The sequence below is a fragment of the Paenibacillus sp. MABNR03 genome, assembly GCF_050455445.1.
Classification (GTDB): domain Bacteria; phylum Bacillota; class Bacilli; order Paenibacillales; family Paenibacillaceae; genus Paenibacillus; species Paenibacillus xylanilyticus.
The window spans coordinates 634,328-658,913 of record NZ_JBCIYR010000003.1; the positions used below are offsets into that span (position 1 = coordinate 634,328).

At 49.4% G+C, this 24,586-nt stretch carries 18 protein-coding genes; 16 read left to right on the forward strand and 2 right to left on the reverse strand.

What is annotated here, in order from left to right; genetic code table 11:
• Window positions 1–27 precede the first annotated feature (27 nt).
• Complete coding sequence (locus AAIH57_RS18080) at window positions 28–1,647, forward strand: extracellular solute-binding protein (RefSeq protein WP_175395693.1); 1,620 nt, start codon at window positions 28–30, stop codon at window positions 1,645–1,647.
• A gap of 99 nt (window positions 1,648–1,746) precedes the next feature.
• On the opposite strand, the gene AAIH57_RS18085 is transcribed toward AAIH57_RS18080, so the two are convergent.
• Window positions 1,747–4,029, reverse strand: coding sequence for a helix-turn-helix domain-containing protein (locus AAIH57_RS18085; RefSeq protein ID WP_430022722.1), 2,283 nt, complete (start codon window positions 4,027–4,029; stop codon window positions 1,747–1,749).
• A gap of 142 nt (window positions 4,030–4,171) precedes the next feature.
• Between AAIH57_RS18085 and AAIH57_RS18090 the strand changes: the two genes are divergently transcribed.
• The 7 genes from AAIH57_RS18090 to AAIH57_RS18120 all read left to right on the forward strand — a co-directional run bounded on the left by AAIH57_RS18090 (window position 4,172) and on the right by AAIH57_RS18120 (window position 12,923).
• Window positions 4,172–5,458: an alpha-L-fucosidase gene (locus AAIH57_RS18090; RefSeq protein WP_430022564.1), complete on the forward strand. Its 1,287-nt coding sequence runs from the start codon at window positions 4,172–4,174 to the stop codon at window positions 5,456–5,458.
• A gap of 14 nt (window positions 5,459–5,472) precedes the next feature.
• Window positions 5,473–6,510 (forward strand): carbohydrate-binding family 9-like protein, encoded by a 1,038-nt coding sequence (locus tag AAIH57_RS18095; RefSeq protein WP_430022565.1) that lies wholly within the window; start codon window positions 5,473–5,475, stop codon window positions 6,508–6,510.
• Window positions 6,507–9,161 (forward strand): transglutaminase domain-containing protein, encoded by a 2,655-nt coding sequence (locus AAIH57_RS18100; RefSeq protein ID WP_430022566.1) that lies wholly within the window; start codon window positions 6,507–6,509, stop codon window positions 9,159–9,161. Before AAIH57_RS18095 ends, AAIH57_RS18100 begins: the two co-directional genes overlap by 4 nt.
• Window positions 9,158–10,204 carry a glycoside hydrolase family 18 protein gene (locus AAIH57_RS18105; protein ID WP_430022567.1) on the forward strand — a complete coding sequence of 349 codons (1,047 nt, stop codon included), beginning with the start codon at window positions 9,158–9,160 and terminating at the stop codon, window positions 10,202–10,204. The genes AAIH57_RS18100 and AAIH57_RS18105 overlap by 4 nt, the downstream gene beginning before the upstream one ends.
• Window positions 10,205–10,523: 319 nt before the next feature.
• Window positions 10,524–10,961, forward strand: coding sequence for a hypothetical protein (locus AAIH57_RS18110; RefSeq protein WP_175395687.1), 438 nt, complete (start codon window positions 10,524–10,526; stop codon window positions 10,959–10,961).
• Between the two features lie 135 nt (window positions 10,962–11,096).
• Window positions 11,097–12,026, forward strand: a complete 930-nt coding sequence (locus tag AAIH57_RS18115; RefSeq protein ID WP_175395686.1) for a selenium metabolism-associated LysR family transcriptional regulator — start codon at window positions 11,097–11,099, stop codon at window positions 12,024–12,026.
• A 39-nt stretch (window positions 12,027–12,065) separates the two neighbouring features.
• On the forward strand, window positions 12,066–12,923 hold the full coding sequence (locus AAIH57_RS18120) for a PHP domain-containing protein (RefSeq protein WP_175395685.1): 858 nt from the start codon (window positions 12,066–12,068) through the stop codon (window positions 12,921–12,923).
• A gap of 101 nt (window positions 12,924–13,024) precedes the next feature.
• Here AAIH57_RS18120 and AAIH57_RS18125 read toward each other — a convergent pair whose 3' ends face one another.
• On the reverse strand, window positions 13,025–14,770 hold the full coding sequence (locus tag AAIH57_RS18125; RefSeq protein WP_430022568.1) for an Rqc2 family fibronectin-binding protein: 1,746 nt from the start codon (window positions 14,768–14,770) through the stop codon (window positions 13,025–13,027).
• Between the two features lie 441 nt (window positions 14,771–15,211).
• Here AAIH57_RS18125 and AAIH57_RS18130 point away from each other — a divergent pair, with 441 nt between their 5' ends.
• The 8 genes from AAIH57_RS18130 (at window position 15,212) to coaBC (ending at window position 24,584) form a co-directional block, all read left to right on the forward strand.
• Window positions 15,212–18,025, forward strand: coding sequence for a calcium-translocating P-type ATPase, SERCA-type (locus AAIH57_RS18130; protein ID WP_430022569.1), 2,814 nt, complete (start codon window positions 15,212–15,214; stop codon window positions 18,023–18,025).
• Between the two features lie 150 nt (window positions 18,026–18,175).
• Complete coding sequence (dapF, locus tag AAIH57_RS18135) at window positions 18,176–19,009, forward strand: diaminopimelate epimerase (protein WP_175395682.1); 834 nt, start codon at window positions 18,176–18,178, stop codon at window positions 19,007–19,009.
• A 139-nt stretch (window positions 19,010–19,148) separates the two neighbouring features.
• Window positions 19,149–21,038: a bifunctional homocysteine S-methyltransferase/methylenetetrahydrofolate reductase gene (locus tag AAIH57_RS18140; protein WP_175395681.1), complete on the forward strand. Its 1,890-nt coding sequence runs from the start codon at window positions 19,149–19,151 to the stop codon at window positions 21,036–21,038.
• Between the two features lie 19 nt (window positions 21,039–21,057).
• Entirely contained in the window at window positions 21,058–21,957 is a 900-nt protein-coding gene (locus AAIH57_RS18145; RefSeq protein ID WP_430022570.1) for a YicC/YloC family endoribonuclease, read from the forward strand.
• A gap of 51 nt (window positions 21,958–22,008) precedes the next feature.
• Window positions 22,009–22,269, forward strand: coding sequence for an extracellular matrix/biofilm regulator RemA (gene remA / locus AAIH57_RS18150; protein WP_006209218.1), 261 nt, complete (start codon window positions 22,009–22,011; stop codon window positions 22,267–22,269).
• A 14-nt stretch (window positions 22,270–22,283) separates the two neighbouring features.
• Window positions 22,284–22,856, forward strand: coding sequence for a guanylate kinase (gene gmk, locus AAIH57_RS18155; RefSeq protein WP_090901057.1), 573 nt, complete (start codon window positions 22,284–22,286; stop codon window positions 22,854–22,856).
• A gap of 157 nt (window positions 22,857–23,013) precedes the next feature.
• Window positions 23,014–23,229, forward strand: coding sequence for a DNA-directed RNA polymerase subunit omega (gene rpoZ, locus AAIH57_RS18160; protein WP_024631120.1), 216 nt, complete (start codon window positions 23,014–23,016; stop codon window positions 23,227–23,229).
• Between the two features lie 119 nt (window positions 23,230–23,348).
• A complete protein-coding gene (gene coaBC, locus AAIH57_RS18165; protein ID WP_430022571.1) occupies window positions 23,349–24,584 on the forward strand; it encodes a bifunctional phosphopantothenoylcysteine decarboxylase/phosphopantothenate--cysteine ligase CoaBC in 1,236 nt (411 codons plus the stop codon).
• Window positions 24,585–24,586: the final 2 nt, after the last annotated feature.

Below are 24,586 nucleotides of genomic sequence, written 5' to 3' on the forward strand. Positions count from 1 at the left end.
AAATCATCCGAAAAGGGAGTTGTTGTCATGAAGAGAGCTCACAAGAAGTCAACGGTTCTTCTAAGTTTGATCCTTGCTGCAAGCATGCTTGCGGCATGCGGAACCTCTCCTGATGGCGGTTCAACCGCTGAACCGGGGACACCGGAAGAGACAGGGGTAAAACAAGAGGGTTTTCCTATTGTGGAGGAACCGATCACATTGACCATGATGTCTCAGGATGTAGGCGTTGCGGATTGGAATACGATGCCGGTCATTCAGGAAGCGGAAAAGCTTACGAACATCAAGTTTGAATTCCAGCTCACTCCGATTGACAGCTTTGCAACCAAGAAAAACCTTGTCTTTGCAAGTGGTGATTTGCCTGATGTACTGTACGGAGCCGACCTTACACCTGCAGAGCAGGTGACCTACGGTACCCAAGGTTCGCTTGTTCCGCTTGAGCCGTACATTGATGGGGGATATGCTCCAAACATTAAAAAGTTGTTTGATGAAAATCCGGACATTCGAAAATCGTTCACAACTCCCGAAGGACATATTTACGCCCTTCCTTTCATTGACAGTGCTGCAGTCTGGTATCGCAGCCCGATGTGGTATAACGGCAGTATGCTGGAAGCGCTTGGCGTGAAGGAACTGCCGAAGACGACAGAGGAATTGTATGCATTACTGAAGCGGGTAAAGACTGAAGATCCGAATGGCAACGGCCAAGCTGATGAAATTCCGCTGACTTCCGTGAAGCTGGACGATCTGAGAATGTACTTTCTAGGCTTCTGGGGGATCTATGACCCTGTTGTATACGTGGATAAACAAGACAAGGTGTTCTACAGTCCGATGCAGGAAGGTTACAAAGGTTATCTGGAATTCATGAATCGATTGTGGAAAGAGGATCTGCTGGATCACGAGACTTTCTCCCAGACGCCTGAGCAGAAAAAAGCCAAGGGAGAAAACAATCAAATTGCTCTCTTTAATGACTATTTCTCCTACTTTACGCTGGGCGGCGACCCGGACGCGGCAATGAAGAATCCGCTGATGACACCGGTGGCGAGTGATATTGCAGGAACTCCTGTTTATGGAATGCATCCGGGCCTCTCCGCGAATGGGACATTTGCCATCACAAGTGTGAATGAGCATCCGGAAGCAACCATGCGCTGGATCGACTATTTGTATTCCGTTGAGGGGCAAACGCTCTTTAATCAAGGTCCTGAAGGCACGCTGTGGAAGTATACCAACAAAGACACGCATGAAAAAGAATGGTTGCCTGTTCCGGGAGGCGGCGACCGTGAAGAGTACAGAGGCACCATTACTCCAAACTTTGGCATGTTGACTCCAGGGCATAATTCGCCGGAACTCACGAAGGGCCTTACGACTGAATTTGACGAGTGGATTGCAAAGGAAAATCAGGAAAAGCTCATACCGATTGGTAAAGCACCGTTCCCGAATGCTTATTTGACCACCGAACAGCAGGATGAAGCTTCAGCACTGTTGTCTGACCTGAATACGTATGTCAAGCAGATGGAAGCGAAGTTTGTAACCGGGGAAGAGCCATTGTCCAATTGGGATGGCTATGTCGAACAAATGAAGAAGATGGGCGGAGACCGGATTCAGGAAATCTATCAGGAAGTTTACGATACCTGGAATGCTGCGGGTCAATAATCGTCAGCGAATTCCATTAACCGTCCTTTGGAAATGAAAAAAAAAGAAAGCCAACATCGACCGCAATCCTTAACGATCGCATGTTGGCTTTCCTATTCATTAGCTGGCAGAGTCAGCCCCTGCATCACTGGTTGTGGTGCGATGAAGCTTGCGGTATTGTCCCGGGGTAAGCCCAGTTTCTTTCTTGAATTTGCGGATAAAATTTGGTGTATCCAGATACCCGACTTCCTGAATGAGATCTTTCAAGGGGGTATCCGTTGTTTTCAACTGATGAAACACTCTGTCGAGTCGTTTTTGCCAAATGTATTGGATGAAATTAATGCCAGTCTTTTCCTTGAAGGAACGGCTGACATGTGAAGGAGACACTTCGAATTCATAGGCAAGCGTATCCAGGCTTAGATTGTGATCCGTAAAATGGGTGTCGATATAGTCTACAATTCGGTCTATTAATGTTTGTTCTTCCTGCTGTGTATCCTGGTTCACCTCGGCGCATAGCTGGGAGGCAAGCGAGAGCAGGACCGATTCAAGCTCGTCCAGCGAGCTGCTAAATACCATGTTGGGAGCAATCTGTTGGAGCATATGATGCTCTCCGAGCTCCGAAGCTGTCTTTAATATCGTGTTCAGCAGATCAAAGCTGATACAGCGTACAAGCAGTGCTGGCAGCATGGAAGACTGCAGACTACTCACGGAAGAGCGAATCATTTGGGAGGCGACATCGGAATTACCCTGCTTCAGACTCTGGGCCAGCTTTAGCTGCATGTGGTTCGGAATCCAGAAGGAATGGCTTGGTGTCTTGGACATTTCTTCAAATAGCGCAGAGGTCCCGAATTCCCCTGGCACGAGCAGATCAAAGGCAGAGCAGGCCTCGATGTACGATTGATTCAACTCGTGAAGCTGCCGATAACCGCTTCCGGCAGCGATCATCGGTGCGATGGACAATGTGTCCAGCAGCATGCGGCGAACGTGCTCCATGATTTGTTTGATGGAGGATATCTCCTCCAGTCCTTCTAGTGCATCAAAACTCATGATCACACCGAATCGATCCAGCTGTGGCAGTTCAACACCATAACCTGTTGCTTGCAGGTCCGGCAGCTCGATATGGGCAAGACAACTCGCAATACGGCGGCGCAACTCCATATCGGAGTGCTTGGACCCATTCCAGCCGATGACCATGACAAACAGAGTGTCCTTGTCCAGCTTCAGATCGAACAGCTGCATCAGTTCAGGGGACAACGGATCTGAATTTCCGAAATTGATCAGTGTGGACAAGTACTGATTGCGGGCAAACGGTTCCTGTAAATCGATGCGGGAGCTGTAATTTTGCAAAGCGGAACGAATCCGTTCCAGTTCATTGGCATATCCAGGCTCTCCGGCATTCTTCTTTTCCGGAAAGCGGGAGGAGGCGAATTCGACCAGGGTAGAGATCGGCTGATACTGCATTCTGGCCAGAACGAGAGCTACGGCGACTCCGACTAGCACTACGATGCCTAGGATCAGCATCATGAAACTGCGGACATCCAGTACACTGCTGAAGAATTGGGAGCTTGGCATCACAGTCATATAGGTCCAGCCGTTGGATTCGGATTGGACAGATACGATGGAATGATCTTTGCCGTCCAGCCTCCGTTCCTGGATGCCTGGTGTGATGGTATTGAATAAGGCAGCGGATGCATTTGTGCTAAGTGTATCCCCCTGATAGTTGGCGGCAAGAATCTGTCCTTCAACATCAAGAACAAAGGTCAAGCCTTGATAGTTTCCCAGAATGGAATCAATCAGATCTGTAATCTGTGACTCCTTGATAAAAACCATGACAGTGGCATGCGGGTTCAGACTGTTTGGAGTTATGGGAATAAGATAGGCGAGCTTGCGGTCCCGCACTCCCCCGGTTTTGGTCACCACGTCGGCCGGTCTTACGGTAGGATGCTTGGTTTCGTTTAGATCGTTATACAAGGATTGCTTGTCCCAGCTCTCAAAGCTGAGATTGTCGGCAAACACCTCAAAGTCGGTCAGGCCTTTGCTGGAGTATATGCGTTTGTCATCATGGAAATAAAGATAGATTTCATCAATCATGGAGCTGGTCGCCTTGTACTGATCCAGTGCGCGAATGGCTTCAGGGCTGGTCTGCGTATTGGTGACCCGATAGGAAGAGAGTCGGTTGTCGTACGAAATCCGGGAAGCGATCTCGCTGAGCTCTTTCATGCGACTGTCAATGGTTACTTTGGTTTGAGATAGCTGGGCCAGACGTGAGCTTTCAATTTCAGTGCGGAGGGTTTTGACGGCATTTTCATAGATGAACACGGTCATGAACGCGAGAGGAATTAGCAGAATGAACAGGTAGGACCAAATGTACTTCAGGAACAGCTTGGATTTGAAATAGTCCATTCGCACGTAAAATGCTGCCTCCTTCCATTGGAGAATCGCCATTTCTTATAAATGATAGCAATAAAAAAATGGTTTGCACATAGCTTTTTTGAAAGGGTTACGCACGGGTTTCAATATCGTAGAGGAAAAGGTGTGGATGATCATGCAAAAATGGTTCGAGGATGCGAAGCTGGGGATTTTTATTCACTATGGAATTTATGCAGTTGACGGGGTAGCGGAATCGTGGTCATTCTACAATGGACGCATGACTTATGACGATTACATGAAACAGATGGAAGGATTTACTGCCTCCAAATTTGATGCGTCTGCGTGGGCTGACCTGATAGAGAAATCGGGTGCCAAGTACGCTGTGCTGACAACCAAGCATCATGACGGGGTAGCTCTGTGGGACACACAGTACAGTGATTTGAACACCGTAAAGAAGACAGCGGCTGCACGTGATATCGTCAAAGAATATGCGGATGCGGTCTCGGCAAGGGGACTTCGGCTCGGACTCTACTACTCGCTGATCGACTGGTCTCACCCGGATTACCCAAGTGTATATGAAGGTGGCAAGGTTCCGGATGATCCTGGTTCTGCCAATCCGTTTTCTTCTCCCGTGGACGGGATTCAGGATGAAGCAAAATGGCAGAAGTTCCTTGAGTTTAACAACCATCAACTGAAAGAACTGCTTACCGGGTTCGGTAAGGTAGATCTGCTGTGGTTTGACGGGGATTGGGAACGAAGCGAGGAGCAGTGGAACCTGCCTGAATTCAAACAGTATTTGAAATCGCTGCAGCCGGACCTCATCATCAATTCACGCCTGCAGGGGCATGGGGATTACAAGACACCGGAACAGGGGCTTCCGATTACGCGGCCGGACGGGCCATGGGAATTTTGCACAACGATCAACTCCTCTTGGGGGTACGTTCCAACAGATCAACATTATAAATCACTGCATCAGATCGTACGCATGTTTTGTGACTGCATCTCCATGGGCGGCAACATGCTGCTTGATATCGGGCCAAAGGAGGACGGTACGATTGATGAGAGACAGGAAGCGATCCTGCTTGGACTCGGCGACTGGATCAGAGCGCATGAAGAAGCGGTCTATGGGTCAAGGGAAGGGATCATGAGCCGGTATTACGGAGACGGAAGTACGCTTTCGGCAGATGAAAAGACGCTCTATCTTTTTGTACATGGGGATCCGAAGGAAACCATCTGTGTGAAGGGACTTTGCAATAAAATCAAAAAAGTATCCGTACTGCATTCTGGCAAAGAACTGACGTATGACATTCATGGCGGAGTGCCATGGTTCCAAATCCCCGGAACAACTTGGATTCATCTGACCGGTGAAGATACACATGAACTGACCACTGTAGTGAAGCTGGAGTTTGATGACAAGGTTAACATGTACGGTGGATCAGGAGCGGTCGTTACTCATAACTAAATGGAGGGATCGTAATGATGCTAAGTGGCGTACCCATTCCTCATATGGATGCCTATCAGCCCAAACACTATATTTGCCGCCGCGCAGAAGGTGAGCTGGTGCTTGATGGAAGGCTGGACAAACCTTTCTGGAATCAGGCGGAATGGACGGACACGTTTGTCGATATTGAAGGAGACCTTCGTCCTGCTCCCGCGAAGGATACACGGGTTAAGATGCTGTGGGATGATGAACATTTTTATTTCGGGGCCGAGCTTTGGGAAGACCAGATCTGGGCGACGTTAACCGAACGCGATTCCGTCATTTTTTACGACAACGATTTTGAAATCTTCATTGATCCTGACGGGGACAGCCACGGTTATTATGAATTTGAAATCAATGCGCTTGGTACGGTCTGGGATCTGCTCTTGGTCAAGCCTTACAGGGACGGAGGTCCGCCGCTGGACAGCTGGGATCTGAAAGGGCTGAAGACAGCCGTATATATTGATGGTGAGCTGAATCGCCCGGAAGTGAATAACCGGAAATGGTCTGTTGAGGTTGCTATTCCATGGACCAGCCTGAAAGAGTGTGCGAAGGAACACCGGGCACCGCTGCCAGGTGAATTCTGGAGAGTCAATTTCTCACGGGTGGAGTGGCAGGTAGAAGTGGTGGAGGGTACTTACCGCAAAGTGATTAATCCCGGTACTGGAAAGCCGTATCCCGAGGACAACTGGGTCTGGTCACCGATGGGACTCATTAATATGCATTATCCCGAACTGTGGGGGTATGTTGTGTTCGTAAATGAAGACGGTCCGGACGATTTTGTAATGCCGCAGGACGAACGCATTAAATGGGAGCTGAGAAAGCTGTATTACCTGCAGCGTAATTACAGGGCGCTGAATGGGACGTTTACGCAAGATCTGTCACTGCTCGACTGGATTCCGGATGTGGAAGTACATCCTGAGGTTTATGCTGCGGACCACCTGTTTCAAATTTCAGCTTCAACTGCGGACGGGGCCGGAAGATGGGTCATTCGCGAGGACGGAAACCTGTGGAAGGAGAGGGATATGGTATGAGTGTGCAAACGTCGGTATTTTCACTTACTCCTGAAGAGATGAATCGTATTGAAGACAAGCTTCGCATCAAAAAGGAGCTTGTCGGAGCCCGGGCTGACGAAATTTTTTCCGTGTTTCGGGAGCCGCTGTCTGAGGAAGAAGAGTGGGCACTCAAGTTTGTGTATGCTTACAGTCCGCTTCAGGATCTGGCAGATGTTCCGGGTGCGCTTTTTCTGAGTCATGTGAGATCAACACTGCAGATACGGCGTGAGGTTCCGTGGGGCCAGCGGGTACCGGATGAATTGTTCCTGCATTTTGTCCTGCCATGCCGGGTGAATACGGAAAATATAGAGGATTGCCGAGGGATCTTCTACGAAGAACTGGGACAGCGCATCATGCCGCTCACGATGGCAGAAGCGATACTGGAGGCTAACTACTGGTGTCACGAAAAGGCAGTCTATACCGGTAGTGACCTTAGAACCGTTTCCCCGCTGACGATGATACGGAGTGCAAAGGGCCGCTGCGGAGAAGAATCAACGCTCGCGGTAACCGCACTGCGCAGCATTGGAATTCCTGCCCGTCAGGTATATACCCCTCGCTGGGCCCACTGTGATGACAATCATGCCTGGGTGGAAGCGTGGGCTGACGGAATCTGGTATTATATCGGGGCATGTGAACCGGAAGCGAGGCTAAACCAGGGATGGTTTACGCCGCCTGCACGTCGCTCGATGCTGATGAATACGAGAGTGCTTGGCAACTATCATGGTCCGGAAGATGTTACGCTTGCGACAGAATGGTACACCGAGCTGAATCTCCTGGAGAACTATGCCCCGACAAGAGAGGTGACTGTTTCGGTCAAGGATCAAACCGGAGCAGCAGTGAAGGGAGCTGCCGTGCGATTCGAGCTGTACAACATGGCTGAATTTTATCCGATTGCAGAACTCGTGACAGAAGAAGACGGACAAGTGGTCTTCAAAACGGGATTCGGAGATCTGCTTATTCGTGCGGTATTTCAAGGGCAGTGGCAGGAGCGCAAGGTGACGATTGCTGAAACGGATCGGTTGGAACTTGTGCTGGACCTGCAAAGACAGCCCAAGCAAGAGAGTGGAATCGTCGATTACGATATGGTTCCTCCGTCCGAGACGGAGGGCGAGAACCTGCCGGAACTTACAGAAGAAGCAGAGTCGCTGCATCAGCAGCGGTTGAAAGAGGGAGCAGATATTCGCAAAGCGTTTGAAGCTGCATTTATAACAAAGAGGGAGAGCATGAATCTATCCCGGCAGCTGGGTCTTCCAGAGGCAAGAGTATGGGACGTTATGCAAAAAGCGCGCGGAAATGGACAGGAAATTGCCGAATTTCTCAAAGAAAGCACCCCGGAGCACGGGGAGTGGCCGCTGCTCCTGCTGGAATCGCTGAACAGTAAGGATTTGATTGATACGTTCCGCCCGGTGCTGCATGATCACTTGAATTATTCGCTTCCTCTCCGCGGCATGCTGCCGGACACCTTGTTTATTCCCTACGTACTATGTCCACGCGTTTCATTCGAAATGCTTGGCGAATACAAAGAGCCGTTTCAGACAGCCTTTACTCAAGAAGAGAAAGATGAAATGGTGAAAAATCCTTCACTTCTTGCTGCAAGACTCAAGGAGAAATACGTTCATTCGGAGGATCTGCCCAATCTGAAAGGCAAGGGTACAGCAGCAGGGACCTATCGGTTAATGGCTGGAGATGAAGAGTCTCTGGCAATCCTGTTTGTTTCGATTTGTCGCAGTCTCGGCATTCCTTCCCGTCTGCATCCAAGTGAACGCAAGCCGCAGTACTGGCATGGAGGCAGCTGGATCTTTGCAGATCTTGGCGGCAAGGAAGAGGTGAAGCAGCGGACAGGGACTATTCGTCTTGAGCAGAAAGAGGCAGAACGGAACACGCCGGTGGCTTCCTATTACCAGAATATTTCCATTGCCCGCCTTGTTCAGGGGAAATACGTGACTCTGCACTTTCCGTATGGAGAGACGAAGCTGTTTGCCGAGCCTCTGGCAGCAGAGGAAGGATTTTATCGCATGACAACAGGGATTCGTCTGAAAGATGGCACGGTGAGATCACGATTTACTTATTTTGAGTTAAAAGAAGGGGAGGAAGTCCGAGTTACCGTAACCTTCCGCAGCACAGAAGAAGAGATTCCTGTCCTTGGAACAGTGGATCAGAATATGGAACTGCAATGGCAGGATGGAAGCGCAGCTGCACTTGAACACAGTCTGAGTGGAACGGCTTCAAGCGTATTGCTGTCCTGGATTGAACCAGAGCGAGAACCGACCATGCATTTGCTGAAAGAACTTGCTGATCTTAGGGAGGAACTGGCGGAGCGGGATGTGCCGATAATATTAATTACAGGCTCTTTGGGTACAAGCAAAAAATTGAAAAGCGAACAGCAGGAGATGCTGCCGCCACAAATCAGACTGGGAGAGGCAAATGCTGGTTCATTGCCTGAACTGCTCCGAAGCTCTGGAGCGACAGAGTCAGGGTATCCTCACCTTGTTGTGCTGGATAGGTCCTATCGGATTCGTTATGTCTCATCCGGTTACCGGATTGGTGCTGTGAAGGAAGCCCTTCAGGTTAGCTCACAGCTGAACGGACAGCACAGTAAAGAAGCTGATTATGGAGGAGACGGCAAATGAGCAAAAGATGGATTATCGGATATGTCGGCCATCGTGATCTAAACGAAGTAGCAGAGACTGATTTGAGTCGGATGACGCATATCAATATTGCTTTTGGCCACATTCAGGACGGTGTCATTCAGACCAGTCATCTGCAGAATATGGAACGGATTTCGACGATGAAGAAGGCCTTTCCGGATTTGAAAATAATACTGTCTGTCGGGGGCTGGAGTGCAGGCGGTTTCTCGGAAGCGGCAGCGACTGAGGAAGGCAGGCAAAGGCTGGCGGCGTCTGCAGTCCTGGCAGTGACAACCTATGGACTGGACGGCATTGATTTGGATTGGGAATACCCGTGTTATGGGGAAGCTGGTATTGCTGCTTCCGCGGAGGATAAACCTAACTTCACGCTGCTGCTGAAGGCGATGAGGGCAGCTTTGACGAAACTGGGTGAGCAAGATGGAAGGTATTACATGCTGACCATTGCGGCCGGTGCTGACCAGTATTACATTGACGGCACGGAAATGGATCAGGTTCAGCAATACCTTGACTATGTGCAGCTGATGACCTATGACATGCGCGGGGGATTTCAAGTCCTGACAGGACACCATACCAATCTCTATACTGCGACAGGTGATCTGTATCGGATCAGCACGGATGCCTCGGTACAAATGTTCCTTAATGCAGGAGTACCCCGAGACAAACTTGTCATCGGTGCCGCATTCTATTCACGGATGTGGAAGGGTGTACCTGACCGGAACAACGGGCTGCATCAGATGGCTGAGACGACCGGAGGCTACGGCCCGGAATATACGGAGTTAAGTAAAAAGTATATTGGCCTTAACGGATACATTAGATATTGGGATGATGAGGCGAGGGCACCTTATTTGTTTGACGGGAGCACGTTCATCTCTTACGATGATCCGGAATCGATCAGAGCAAAATGCGAGTATATCATTGAACATGACCTTGCCGGGGTGATGTTCTGGGAATATAAATGTGACGCGTCCCATCAGCTCCTGAAAACGATGGGAGACGAGCTCGGTGCCGGGCAGCATGCACTATAGACCATGATAGGCCCGGCGAGCAAAAATCATAGCATTCTCCAGAGGAGTATTGACGCTGACAAAAGAGGTGCAGAACCGAAAAAGGAAGTTCACCAATGGAATCCGGCTTTTCGCGGGTTCCTTTTCTTTCGAAAAAGGATTAAGATAGAAAGAGATGGCAGCAGATTATCCCTGATTTTCGGCCGCACTTTGGATGAATGAGGCACAAAACGGATTTTGTGAAAAAATCTGCACTTATGCCTTGAGCTTGCGGGACTTATGTTGTAATATATTTGGTAATAAATAGATAGAAAGTCCTATCTGGTGGAGAGTGATTCCCATGCGTGATAAGGTGATGCAACGTTGGAGCACCTATGAGCCGTTTTTCGTAGCTCTTGGAGACAAAAAAGTGGCCGACATCGTCATTACCCATCATGCCAAAATGCGGTACGCAGACCGTATTGAGCCCACACGTAATGATGATGACCATATTGCGGCTTGGTTATGGGAGTGTCTGAAGCAGGACCGTATTACGCCATACTACCGTAATGAGCAGGACGTCTACCTCATCGACGAAGATGTGGTAGTGGTTGCGGAATTTTCCGAGCTTGAAGGGGAATATGATATCGCCGGCAATCCTCTTCACAAGATGATTGTAGTTACCTTTTTGGGGCGAATGTCAGAGACGATTGAGCTTCGTGATCTGAAATCATATTATTCCTGGCTGAGACATTCGAGACGAATGACTCTGGTTAAGAACAGTCGTAAGCACAAGTAGTGATTTACAGGAGCATTCACATTTTTGCAATGATATATTTAAGCTACATCGCATGCAGACAAGCTGCATGCTTTTTTTGTTGGAATTCAGAAAATCGGCTACAATGAGGGAAGCGGACAGAAGAGGGGCGAAGATATGAATTTTCATCAATTGCATATTTTTTACACCGTGGCAGAAAAGGGGAGTTTCTCAGCAGCTGCGCAAGCCTTACATATGACACAACCTGCGGTGACGATGCAGATTCAATCGCTGGAAGACTATTTCGGCACGAAACTACTGCACCGTTCAACCAAAAAAATAGAATTATCCGAAGCCGGACGAACATTACTTCCACATGCCAAGCGAAGCGTGGAGCTGGTCAGGCAGACCGATGAAGCAATGTCGGCATTTACGCAAATGCTTCAGGGAAGGTTACAGCTTGGGGCCAGTTTGACCATTGGCGAATATGTATTGCCACGGATGCTCGGTCCATTTGCACGTCAGTATCCGGATATCTCCATCGTAATGAAAGTCATGAACACTACACAAATTATGGACGATATTTTGAAACACCAGTTGAACTTTGGTCTGATCGAGGCACCGATCCATCATCCCGACATGATTGTGGAACCTGTGATGCAGGATGAACTGAAGCTGGTTGTTCCGGCAGGCCATGCACTTGCTGATCGCGGAGAAGTGGAGCTGGAAGAGGTTATGACTTATCCGTTTGTATTGCGGGAAAAGGGATCTGGTACAAGACAGGTCATGGAGGATCAGCTGCAAAAGAAAAACATCGATCCTCAGGACATGAACGTAGTGATGGAACTAGGAAGTACAGGGGCGGTGAAATCGGCAGTGGAAGCCGGTGTGGGTATTACCATGTTATCTCCTTCATCTGTTCAACATGAACTTGCCCTTGGTCTGGTCCATATTGTCGATATCCGGGGACTTACGTTCAAGCGACAATTCTATGCGATTCATCTGAAGTCTTCCTTGCTTCCTCTATCGGCAGTAGCCTTTCTAAACTACTTGAGACAGCAGGAGCACGCGGGGGTGGAGGGAGCCATAGAGAAAGGAAACAAATAATCGCTATCCGATAACACATATACAAGGGAGATGTTGTTAATGGATCAACTTAACGGACGCTGTGACCTTCATACTCACAGTCAGGCTTCAGACGGCATGCAGTCACCTGCTGAGAACGTGAAGCTGGCAAAACAAAAAGGACTGTCAGCACTAGCAATCACGGATCATGATACGGTAGCAGGTGTGGCAGAAGCCCGGCAGACCGGTCTGGAACAGGGCATCGATGTTGTTGCTGGCGTAGAGATCAGTACTCGTGCAGGAGGCAAAGACATTCATGTGCTGGGGTATTATGTGAATATAGAGGATCAACTCTTTTTGGAACGGCTGCATGGTCTCCGCGAAGCGCGTGAGGAACGGAATCATCGCATCATTGCCAAACTGCAGGAGCTCGGTCTTGCCATCAGCTGGGAAGAAGTCATTGAGGGGCTGGGGCGTCCTTTGGAGCCGGACGAGAGCATTGGCAGACCGCACATGGCTGATGTTTTGGTCAGCAAAGGATATGCTGTCGATATGCGGGATGCATTCGATCGTTATCTGGCCGAAGGCAAACCGGGTTTTGTATCGGTTCCGCGTGTAGCACCTGAAGATGCCTGCCAGTGGATCAGAGAGGCGGGAGGAGCTGCGGTTATTGCCCATCCGGGTCTCTACGGGAACGATGAACTGGTTCGTCAAATTATCGAGAAATCCCAGCCGGACGGGATCGAAGTATTTCATTCGGATCATGGCCCGGAAGAGGAACGCAGATATGCCGAATTGGCACGTGAATTTGAATTGATTGTGACAGGCGGCTCAGATTATCACGGTGTAAGACAGGGAGTTGTTTTTCACGGGGATCTGGGGAGCAAGACGGTTGCGGTTGACGTGCTGGATCAGCTTCGTGCGGCGGCAAAACGTTAATATTGCTGCCAAGTAATATAAGGGTAAAAATACAAAGCCCCGGAACACGAGATACTCTGTTCTGGGGCTTTGTTTTTTTACAATGGGTATGAAGCCCTGCCTTATCCGTTTTTAATGGTGGATGGCAAGCTTTTGACCAGCTCTTCATTAGGCGTCACAAACAGTGTCTTTTGATGATCATAGATGACAAAGCCTGGTTTGGCACCGCTTGGTTTGCGTACGTGACGTATAAAGGTATAGTCCACGGGAACACTGCTCGATTCCTTGGCCTGACTGAAGTAGGCTGCGAGCTGTGCTGCTTCCTCCAACGTAGCCTCGCCAAAGTCCGTACTGCGAATGACAACGTGTGAGCCTGGAATGTCTTTGGTGTGGAGCCAGGTATCGTTGGCACTGGCCAGACGGTTAGTGACATACTCATTTTGCAAGTTGTTTTTCCCCACCAGAATATCAATGCCTTCTGTAGAAGTAAACTGATGTACCGTTGGACGATCATTTTTCTTTTTCTTCTTGCCTTTTTTGTTCCGGTCGCGAAGGTATCCCTGCTGCACAAGCTCTTCACGGATCTCCTCAATATCGTTCATGGAGGCGATGGACAGCTGCTGCAGAAGGTTGTCCAGATAGACGATCTCCTCCTTGGTTTTGCCCAATTGTTCATGAATGACAGCCAGACTGTTCTTATATTTATTGTACCGCTTGAAGTAACGCTGAGCATTGTCTGATGGTGTAAGCAGGGGATCGAGTGTAATGGTAATGGTTGCCTGATCTTCATCATAGAAGTTTACAAGCTCCACACTTTTATCCCCTTTACTGATCTGATGGAGAGAAGCAAATAACAGTTCGCCCCATAATCTGTATTTTTCCGCATCGTCGGCTTCCAGCAGATCCTTGTTCAGATTGTCGAGTTTTTTGACGTTTTTGCTTCGTTCATTTTGCAGAAACCGCAGCAGGTCGCTTACCTTCTGCTTCACCGTATCCCGTTCGGCTTTATCTCCGTAATAATCTTCCATGCACTTGCTCATCGTGTCATAGGTTTTTTCCGCCTCTTGAATGCCCTGAAGACGAACAGCAGAGAAAATCATTTTTCCTTTGGCATTCAGCCCGGTTACAGGCGTGTAGCTGTTTTCTTTTACAGGTCCCATCACAGATTCAAATGCATTCCACAATGCACTCGCCTCTGGCTGGGCGTCCCCATGATTAGTAGCAGATGCCCGAGCAGTAATCTCTCCTGCAATCAGTGGGCTTAGTCCACTAAATGAATTGACAAGCCAGCGGGAAGCTTCATCTTCCGTTTCGGTATAACCCTTGGCAAAATCAGCTTGGTTCACCTCAAGCGGGTTGGTTTTGTGCTGTTCCGGTGGGGCTGTGTAGGAAAAACCAGGCATGATGACCCGATAGCTGCTGATTGAAGGGGTTACATGATGTATGCCGTCCAGAATCGTTCCGGTGACTGGGTCCAGCAGTACGATATTACTGTGACGACCCATCAGCTCAATGATGATTCGTTTCACGGACACGTCACCGAGCTCGTCGCGCTGGCGAACGTCAATGTGAATGATCCGCTCCATGCCGATCTGACGAATTTCTTCTATAATGGCTCCCTCACAATGCTTTCGCAGGAGCATACAGAACATCGGTGCTTCTGTAGGGTTTAAAAATGTTTTCTCCGTAAAGTGCACACGGGGATACGTCGGACTGGCCGATATCAGCAATTTGCTGTTTCCGCGCTGTGCACGGAGGGTCAAAACGACATCATGACCATTAGGCTGATGAATTTTGCTGATGCGGCCGCCTTTGCAGCCCTGCAGTTCATGTACGATCGCTCGTGTAACAATGCCGTCCAATGCCATATTTTTCAACTTCCTCTCTATCTATAACTGAAACGCACAACTGGAATATGTAAAAAATAGAACCGGTTGCAGTTCGTTGTCACTTGTCTCTTGCATACAGCAATTTGCATCCTTCGATTCCGCTCGCTCCCGAGTACAGTATATAAACGAACAAAACCATTTCGAATTATATATTGGAGTTTGGAGGTCACTGTTTGGATTTATGCAAAATGCTCAATAAGTTAACTCGGCTTCCGCTGCGTTATGACCGCAGACCTTTATTTTAGCCTATTCTGTCCATCAGGGAAAGGATTCACCATCCGGGTGCTATTCGGGGTCCTGTCCGAATACATATAGAGCAGGTAGTTTGTCCGGCGTAACATGCAGCTGCCGTTAGCAAGCCGGTGCAGATGTATGAACGTCTTTTACAGGAAATATAGACTGGGAGGGGAACCTTGAAGCATGGAACAGACCAAGTGGCATCAACTAAGCGTAGAGGAGCTTCACAGCACGCTTGACGTCAATCTTGAGGAAGGGCTGACGGATGAGGCTGTCGCACAGAAAAGGAAAGCAGCGGGTTCAAATGAGCTGAGTGAAGGGAAACGCATATCTCCCATTACACTGCTGCTAAATCAATTCAAGGATTTTATGGTACTTGTCTTGATGGGGGCAACACTGGTATCCGGATTGCTTGGAGAATATTTGGATGCCGTAACCATTGTGGCCATCATCGTACTTAATGCAATTCTGGGCTTTGTGCAGGAATTCCGGGCTGAGCGTTCCCTGCGCGCATTGAAGCAGCTGTCTGCTCCACTTGCCAAAGTGCTTCGGGCCGGTCAGGAAGTGCAGCTTGCTGCCAAACAGCTGGTCCCTGGCGATATCATCCTTGTCGAGAGTGGAGACCGCATTCCGGCGGATGTACGTTGGCTGGAGACGAACAGTCTGGATGTGGAGGAATCCGCACTCACCGGGGAATCAGTCCCTGTAAGCAAGCATTGCAATATCATTAAGGATGATGCCGTGCCGCTTGGAGACCAGAAAAATATTGGCTTTATGGGTACCATGGTCACCCGCGGGATAGCCAGAGGTGTTGTCATTCGGACGGGCATGGACACCGAGATGGGCAAAATTGCCGATCTGATCCAAAATACCGAGGAACAGGAAACACCGTTACAGCATCGCTTGGAGCAGCTTGGCAAAATACTCATTTTTGTCGCGCTGGGGCTTACCGTGATGGTGGTTGTGGCTGGTATTTTGCATGGACAACCGGCTGTGGGGATGTTCCTTGCTGGCGTGAGTCTGGCAGTAGCTGCCATACCGGAAGGTTTACCGGCCATCGTGACGATTGCACTCGCGCTGGGTGTACAGCGGATGATCAAGCGCAAAGCCATTGTACGCAAGCTGCCTTCTGTCGAGACACTTGGTTGTGCTTCAGTTATATGTTCGGACAAGACAGGCACGTTAACCCAGAACAAGATGACGGTCACTGATGTATGGCTGGAAGGGCGCAGTATCAAGGTTACCGGGGACGGGTACGCTCCGGAAGGACAGATGCTGGAGGACGGCCGCACGGTGGAGCTGAAGAGTGACCAGACGCTGCGAAGACTGCTTCAGATCAGTGCACTATGTAATAACGCCAGTATTGTGGAGAGCTTTTCGGAGGAACGCAGTAAGAAGAAGGGGAAAGATGGCAAGAAGGAAATCGTCAAAGAAGATGGCGTGGTATGGGAATTGAAAGGTGATCCAACCGAAGGAGCACTCGTCACCCTCGCTTCCAAAATGGGCCTTACCCCTGCCGGACTCAAAGAGTTATATGCACGTCAACAGGAATTCCCGTTTGATTCGGATCGCAAACGGATGTCAGTCCTCATCCAACATCAGGGAGGCCGCATGATCTATACGAAAGGCGCCCCCGATGTGTTGATCGGACAGTGCAGCTATATTCTGTGGGAAGGCAAAGTTGTGCCTTTCACCGGAACATTGAGACAGAAAGTGATGGCTGCAAACGAGAAGATGGCCGGGGCAGCCCTGCGGGTTCTTGGAATGGCATATCGTGAGGTGCGTCCTGATGAAAAGGTGGACGACGAACATACAGCCGAGAACCAGCTTGTATTCGTAGGGCTCGCGGGCATGATTGATCCACCGCGTCGTGAAGTCAGAGATGCGATTGCTACCTGCCGCAGAGCAGGCATTCGGACCGTCATGATTACGGGTGATCACGGAACCACGGCTGAGGCCATTGCCCAGCAGCTGGGTATTCTTCCGCGAGGTGGAGGCTCGTTAAGCGGACAGCAACTGGCAGGACTGACGGACGACGAGCTGGATAAACAGGTAGAGGGCATCTATGTCTTCTCCCGGGTGTCACCTGAGCACAAACTCCGGATTGTAAAATCACTGCAGCGCAAAGGCCATGTTGTAGCGATGACAGGAGACGGTGTCAACGACGCACCAGCGATCAAAGCGGCTGATATCGGCATCGCGATGGGCATCACGGGTACGGATGTGACGAAAGAGGCATCCGCGTTAATTCTCAGTGATGATAATTTCTCTACTATTGTAGCGGCCATTGAAGAAGGACGTAATATTTACGAGAATATTCGCAAGTTTATCCGATATTTGCTTGCTTCGAACGTGGGCGAGATATTAACGATGTTCTTTGCCATGATGATGGGGTTACCGCTGCCGCTCGTGCCGATTCAGATTCTGTGGGTGAATCTCGTGACAGATGGCTTGCCTGCCATGGCGCTCGGTGTGGATCAGCCGGAAAAAGATCTGATGGAGCACAAACCAAGAGGTGCCAAGGAAAATATTTTTGCCCGGAGACTGGGGTGGAAAATTATCAGCCGAGGTGTGTTAATTGGCTTGTGTACACTGGGTGCGTTCTGGCTTACGCTTCAAGCAGCTCCGGATCAACCGGGTCAGCTCATCAAGGCACAGTCCGTGGCTTTTGCAACACTCGTTCTGGCTCAGCTTATTCATGTGTTTGACTGCCGCAGCTCTCGCTCCATCTTCCACCGAAATCCGCTTCAGAACAAATATCTGGTTCTCGCGGTCATTTCATCGGTGGTACTGATGCTGGTCGTTATGTATGTGGAACCGCTGCAGCCGATCTTCAAAACGGTACCGCTTGGCTTCCGTGAATGGGCAATTTCCATTGTCGCCGCAGGGATCCCAACGTTCTTGATGGGAGCAGGCAGTGTCTGGGGAGGCCGTCGTAACCGCCGCCGGATGGGTCCTGGAAGCTTCGTACCGAAAAGTACAAAGTTTTCAGCATAAAATCAATAGCTTTTCCTTATTGTTTTCGATATGCTATCCTCAAAATGATTCGAGGCGAGAGCCTTCGGCATTTTGCAGGATAGCTTTTTTCTGTAAAAGGGCAAGTATAACGCTTTGGCAGCAAGACTGCCAAAAGGAGTGGGCAAGGATATGGAATTTACAAAGATGCACGGACTTGGCAACGATTTTATTGTTGTATTTGGAGAAAAACAGCTTCCGGCTGATGCAGCAGAGCTGGCTGTGAAATGGTGCAACCGTTTCTTCGGCATCGGCGCGGATGGGCTCGTTTATATACTGCCTTCCGAAAAGGCGGATTTTCAGATGCGCATTATGAACTCCGACGGCTCGGAAGCAGAGCAATGCGGTAATGCCATTCGCTGTGTAGCCAAGTATGTCTATGATCATGGTCATGTGACATCGGAGCAAATTACGATTGAAACGATTGGTGCGGGTGTACAGCCGGTAACCCTCAATGTTCTTGACGGGAAGGTGGCAACCGTTCGAGTGGATATGGGCGAGCCTATTTTGGACGGGCTTCAGGTCCCGACAACCGTGGATGCCAATCCTGTCGTTGATCATTCCATTGAAGCGAATGGACAGGAGTTCAAATTCACAGCGGTTTCGATGGGTAACCCTCACGCCGTCATTTACGTGGATGATGCGGTGAATTTCGATCTTGCGACTTGGGGGCCGCTGCTGGAAGTTCATCCGATGTTTCCGAAAAAGATCAACGTTGAGTTTGCCACTGTCCGCGATCGCGGATTCGTGGATATGCGCGTATGGGAACGCGGGGCTGGGCCAACACTGGCCTGTGGCACCGGTGCATGCGCAACACTCGTATCCTCTGTTCTGAACGGACACACGGATCGTACAGCAGTGATTAGCCTCAAAGGCGGAGATCTGCACATTGAATGGAACGAAGCTGACAATCATGTCTATATGACCGGACCAGCCGAGGTTGTTTTCAAGGGATACACTTCATAAGATGACAGTTTAAGCCAAGAGGCCTTCGGGCCTCTTTTTTTGACTGAATTTCATGGGAATCCTGTGTTTTTCTACGTTATTGATCGGTTTTTGTGTTACATTAGTATGAAATGATCACAGCTAGGCAGGGGGAAAAGGGATGAAGGCGGATTTGCGGAGTGTCTTGCAGGAACGAGTTCTCATTGGGGATGGGGCGATGGGAACATATCTGTACCAAATGGGTTTCCCGGTAGGAATTTCATATGAAGAATTAAACCTCGTTTCACCTGAAGTGGTGGCAGACGTACATCGTCGTTACTTGGAGGCAGGTACTGAAATATTTGAGACTAATACGTATTCTGCCAACTTTGATAAATTGTCCAAGTTCGGACTGGAGTCGAAGGTAGCCGACGTCAACCGTGCAGGCGTACGCATTGCCAAGGATGTTGCCGGTGCGAACGGTTACGTTCTGGGTGCTGTGGGCTCCATTCGCGGAGGCAAGCGGACCAACGTATCAACAAGTGAACTTAAGCGCTTCTATGAACAACAGATTTTTGCCCTGCTTGATGAAGGGGTAGATGGCATTTTGCTTGAAACCTTCTATGACATCGAGGAGATGGATATCGCCCTGCTGCAGGCTCGCAAGCTGAGTGATCTGCCGGTGATTGGACAGTTCGCAGTTGAGGATATAGGACATACACTGGACGGATATACGATGCCTGAAGCTTTCCGGATCATGCGTGAGCAAGGTGCGGACGTAATAGGTTTTAACTGCCGTTCCGGTCCAAACGGAATTATGCGCGCCATGGAAACCGTATCCGGACGAATCGGAGTTCCAATGTCTGTTTACCCTAATGCGGGTGCGGCAGACTATGTTGATGGCCAGTTCCGCTACGGTGCTACACCGGAGTATTTCGGTCAGACCGCAGTGCAATTTGCTGATCTGGGTGCCCGTATTATCGGTGGGTGCTGCGGTACAACGCCTGATCATATTGCAGCTATTGCGCAGGCTCTTACTGAATACGCACCAGCGCCAATTGCCCAGCCTGACCCTGCAGAAGCGAAACCGCGTATCGTCCTGCATGAAAATGTGGATGAACGTTCCGGCCGCGGCGGCCAGCCGACCATCGTGGATCTGGTAAAGCAGCGCCACACGGTTATCGTTGAACTTGACCCGCCTCGTGACCTTGATATCGCCAAATTTATGAAGGGGGCCGAAACGCTGAAAGCAGCTGGTGCGGATGCATTGACGCTGGCTGACAATTCTTTGGCGGTTACCCGCATGAGTAATATGGCTCTTGGTCATCTCGTTCAGGATCGTACAGGCTTGCGTCCGCTTGTACATATTGCCTGCCGCGACCGGAATCTGATTGGGACCCAGTCACACATGATGGGTTTTGACGCTTTGGGCATCAACCATGTGCTTGCCGTTACAGGTGATCCGGCACGTTTTGGTGATCTGCCCGGATCCAGTTCCGTATACGATCTGACTTCTTTTGAAATTATACGTATGATCAAGCAATTGAACGATGGTGTGGCTTTCTCCGGAAAACCGCTCAAGCAGAAGGCCGGTTTTGTGATCGGCGCTGCATTTAACCCGAATGTGAAGTATCTGGACAAGGCAGTACAGCGCCTAGAGAAAAAGATTGCCTCCGGAGCCGATTACATTATGACGCAGCCTGTCTATGATCCGCAGTTAATCGTGGCGATGCATGAAGCGACCAAACATCTGGAAGTTCCCATTTTTGTTGGCGTAATGCCACTGGCAAGTGGACGGAATGCAGAGTATTTGCATAACGAGGTTCCAGGAATTCAGCTGTCGGATGAAGTGCGTTCCCGCATGGCGGGTCTCGAAGGGGAAGAAGGCCGCGCCATGGGAGTGAAGATTGCCAAAGAGCTGCTGGATGTGGCAACCGCCCACTTTAAGGGAATCTATTTAATGACTCCATTTATGTTCTATGACATGACAGCCGAACTGACCCAATATGTATGGGAGAAGTCCGAGCACCAATGTCCTACTTGTTTCAACCCTAATAATCAATTACAATAGTGTAACGGATGTGATGCCGATGTCATTCAGTATGACCGGATACGGTCAATCCGCCTTTCAATTTGGGGGCTATAAGGTACAATTGGAGATCAAATCAGTCAACCATCGTTACTGTGAAGTCATGATGCGCATGCCCAAGGAGTGGACATGTTATGAAGACGGATTGAGGAAAATGGTACAGAGCCGGCTGAAGCGCGGGCGGATTGATGTTTATGTAATGAAAGAAAAAGATGAAGACCAGGCTCTTCCCGCCGTGCTCAATGAGCAGGCAGTCAGGGCCTATCTGCAGGCGGCAGAGCAGCTGGAGTCCCGCTTTGGGATGCAGGGCAAACCTAGCATTATGGATATGCTTGCGCTGCCGGATGTCATGGTTCATTCCGATGGGATGAATTTCATTCCTGAGGAAGATAAGGACGAATGGGAGCGTGTGTTGCAACAGAGCTTGGAAGAAGCCCTGTCCAGTTTGGAGCAAATGCGCGCCCGCGAGGGTCTTCATCTGGCCAGTGATCTGGAACGGCGGCTGAGTCGTCTGGAGTCACTGCATGCCGAGATGTTTGCTCTTGCACCTACGGTGGTATCGGATTACCGCAACAAGTTAAGACAAAGGCTTACGGAAATGCAGGAGGAAGGCTCTTTCCCTTTTGACGAGCATAAATTGGGTATGGAAATTGCCGTATTTGCCGATCGTTCTAACATAGAGGAGGAGCTTACGCGTCTACTCAGCCACTTCGGACAGAGCAGGGAGCTGCTGAAGAGTGAAGAGCCGGTAGGCCGCAAGTTGGACTTTCTTATTCAAGAGATGAATCGGGAAGTCAATACGATTGGATCAAAAGCCAACCATTTGGCTCTGGTGAACCGTGTTGTCGAGATGAAGGCGGAGCTGGAGAAAATTCGCGAGCAGGCGGCGAATATCGAATGAACGGCCATGTTTCGGCAAAAGAGTCGCATGTATAGGGGGAAGAACCTGATTATGGCAATCAAACTCATCAACATTGGATTCGGTAACATCGTGTCGGCGAACCGGATAATTTCCATCGTAAGTCCGGAATCGGCGCCGATCAAGAGAATTATACAAGAGGCAAGAGATCGTCATATGCTGATTGACGCAACATATGGAAGACGTACTCGCGCCGTAATTATTACGGATAGCGACCATGTCATTCTGTCGGCGGTTCAGCCTGAGACGGTCGCCCATCGTCTTTCTTCGAAAGATGATGACAACGACGAATAAAAATGGAGTGTAATATGTCTAAGGGATTACTGATAGTGTTGTCCGGCCCATCTGGGGTCGGGAAGGGTACAGTATGCAGCGCTTTGCGCAAACGTGTGCCTGAGTTGATTTATTCTGTGTCTGCAACGACTCGTCAGCCTCGTCTGGGTGAGGAGCATGGTGTGAATTATTTCTTCAGAAGTCATGAAGAGTTCCTGAACATGATTGCTGAGGATCAGTTGCTTGAACACGCGGAATATGTAGGTAACTATTACGGAACACCACGTGATTTTGTGGAGAAAACCATTAATGAGGGCCGCGACATCATTCTTGAGATTGAAGTTCAAGGCGCGTTAAAAGTGAAAGAGAAGTTCCCGGAAGGGATCTTTGTATTTCTGCTGCCTCCTTCATTGGACGAGCTTAAAGATCGCATTCAGGGACGTGGTACGGAAAGTCAGGCGACCATTGATCACCGGATGTCCGTTGCAGTGGATGAGATTAGCCTGCTGGAGCAGTACGATTACGCTGTCGTTAATGACGAAATTGATTTGGCGTGCAAACGAATAGAAAGCATTATTATCGCCGAACATTGTAAGATCAATAAATAATTCTTCTTGGCCGTCTCGGAATGCAATAATTCAGACAACTGCTGTCATATAACTATAGATGGTCAGATCATGCCGGTTCGCATAAACAGGCTGAACAAGTTGCATTCTGTCAGGCGGCAAGTGGAATTATACTAAAGCAAAGAGGTGTTTTGTAAATATGCTGTATCCTTCTATTGATGAAATGATGAACAAAGTTGACAGCAAGTATTCGCTTGTTGTTGCCGCTTCCCGCCGGGCCAGACAGCTTCGTGAAGGTGAGAAAACGGATTTGAGAAATGCCAGATCCCATAAACAGGTTGGCGTTGCACTCGAAGAAATTTATGGTGATCTGCTCGTTGTCATCAAAGGACAGGACGAAGAGGAAGAAGAGTAAGCCGCTAGCGGCGCTCTTCAACTGCATACGGTGCAAGCCGGATTTATTTGACAACCGCGAGGTTGTTATTTTTTTCTCTATTCATCGTTTTAACGTCGTATATATCGGGGGAAATAACCATGTTGAACGGTAAAAAAATCGTACTTGGTGTGACAGGCGGCATAGCCGCATACAAGGCGGCTACATTATGCAGCAGACTGGTGCAAAAAGGGGCAGACGTTCATGTCATTATGACGGACTCTGCCAAACAGTTTATTACCGAATTAACGCTGCAAACGTTGACCCGAAATGTAGTTTATAGCGATACATTTGATGAGCGAGAGCCATCGGTTGTATCCCATATTCATTTGGCCGATATGGCGGATCTGGTCCTTGTTGCCCCGGCGACAGCCAATGTCATTGCCAAAATGGCACACGGTATGGCCGATGATATGCTCTCTACAACTCTGCTGGCAACCACTGCACCGGTCATGATTGCACCCGCCATGAATGTTCATATGTATGATCACCCGGCGGTACAGCACAATATGCGTTTGCTCGTCGATCGAGGAACACTGATGATTGAACCGAGCGAAGGACAGCTGGCGTGCGGTTATGTGGGCAAGGGGCGGCTGGAGGAGCCGGAGACGATTGTTGAGGTAGTTGAGCAGTTCTTTGAAAGCAAGGAATCAGCCAAACAGGGCTTGAATCAACCTGTCTCATTGTTAAAGGGCAAGAAAGTGGTTGTGACGGCCGGGGGTACCATTGAGCGCATTGATCCTGTCAGATATATTACCAATGACTCCTCGGGCAAAATGGGATTTGCCATTGCAGCAGCAGCGCGTGATTTGGGAGCAGAGGTCACGCTGGTTATGGGCAGTACGCAAGTTCAGCCGCCAGCGAATGTAGACGTGATTCGGGTACAGTCCGCACAGGATATGTATGAAGCGGTATCGCGTCACTGGGGTCATGCGGATATCGTGGTCAAGGCTGCGGCGGTCGCTGACTACCGGCCCAAAGAAGTGTTTGAGGAGAAAATGAAGAAGAAAGGCGATACGTTATCGCTGGAACTTGTTAAAAATATAGATATTCTTGAAACGCTGGGCAAGCAAAAGAGTCATCAATTTTTGATTGGTTTTGCCGCAGAGACCCATTCGGTAGAAATGTACGCAAGGGAGAAGCTGGAACGGAAAAACTGTGATCTGATCGTAGCCAATGACGTTGCCCGTCCGGGTATAGGATTTGGAGCAGATACCAACGAGGTTCATATTTACGACCGTGAAGGGTTGGTAGAAGAGCTTCAGGTGATGTCTAAGGAAGACATAGCTCACCGATTGCTTGCGATTGCGGCGGAGCGCATTGCCGGGAGGAATTAAAT

Bases quoted from the DNA above. Each gene is read 5' to 3' on its own strand.
- AAIH57_RS18110 (WP_175395687.1), top strand. From the start codon at position 10,524: ATGCGTGATAAGGTGATGCAACGTTGGAGCACCTATGAGCCGTTTTTC.
- AAIH57_RS18085 (WP_430022722.1), bottom strand. From the start codon at position 4,029: ATGGACTATTTCAAATCCAAGCTGTTCCTGAAGTACATTTGGTCCTAC.
- coaBC (WP_430022571.1), top strand. From the start codon at position 23,349: ATGTTGAACGGTAAAAAAATCGTACTTGGTGTGACAGGCGGCATAGCC.
- AAIH57_RS18100 (WP_430022566.1), top strand. From the start codon at position 6,507: ATGAGTGTGCAAACGTCGGTATTTTCACTTACTCCTGAAGAGATGAAT.
- AAIH57_RS18125 (WP_430022568.1), bottom strand. From the start codon at position 14,770: ATGGCATTGGACGGCATTGTTACACGAGCGATCGTACATGAACTGCAG.
- AAIH57_RS18095 (WP_430022565.1), top strand. From the start codon at position 5,473: ATGATGCTAAGTGGCGTACCCATTCCTCATATGGATGCCTATCAGCCC.
- rpoZ (WP_024631120.1), top strand. From the start codon at position 23,014: ATGCTGTATCCTTCTATTGATGAAATGATGAACAAAGTTGACAGCAAG.
- AAIH57_RS18105 (WP_430022567.1), top strand. From the start codon at position 9,158: ATGAGCAAAAGATGGATTATCGGATATGTCGGCCATCGTGATCTAAAC.
- AAIH57_RS18115 (WP_175395686.1), top strand. From the start codon at position 11,097: ATGAATTTTCATCAATTGCATATTTTTTACACCGTGGCAGAAAAGGGG.
- AAIH57_RS18145 (WP_430022570.1), top strand. From the start codon at position 21,058: ATGTCATTCAGTATGACCGGATACGGTCAATCCGCCTTTCAATTTGGG.
- remA (WP_006209218.1), top strand. From the start codon at position 22,009: ATGGCAATCAAACTCATCAACATTGGATTCGGTAACATCGTGTCGGCG.
- AAIH57_RS18130 (WP_430022569.1), top strand. From the start codon at position 15,212: ATGGAACAGACCAAGTGGCATCAACTAAGCGTAGAGGAGCTTCACAGC.
- AAIH57_RS18080 (WP_175395693.1), top strand. From the start codon at position 28: ATGAAGAGAGCTCACAAGAAGTCAACGGTTCTTCTAAGTTTGATCCTT.
- AAIH57_RS18120 (WP_175395685.1), top strand. From the start codon at position 12,066: ATGGATCAACTTAACGGACGCTGTGACCTTCATACTCACAGTCAGGCT.
- AAIH57_RS18140 (WP_175395681.1), top strand. From the start codon at position 19,149: ATGAAGGCGGATTTGCGGAGTGTCTTGCAGGAACGAGTTCTCATTGGG.
- AAIH57_RS18090 (WP_430022564.1), top strand. From the start codon at position 4,172: ATGCAAAAATGGTTCGAGGATGCGAAGCTGGGGATTTTTATTCACTAT.
- dapF (WP_175395682.1), top strand. From the start codon at position 18,176: ATGGAATTTACAAAGATGCACGGACTTGGCAACGATTTTATTGTTGTA.
- gmk (WP_090901057.1), top strand. From the start codon at position 22,284: ATGTCTAAGGGATTACTGATAGTGTTGTCCGGCCCATCTGGGGTCGGG.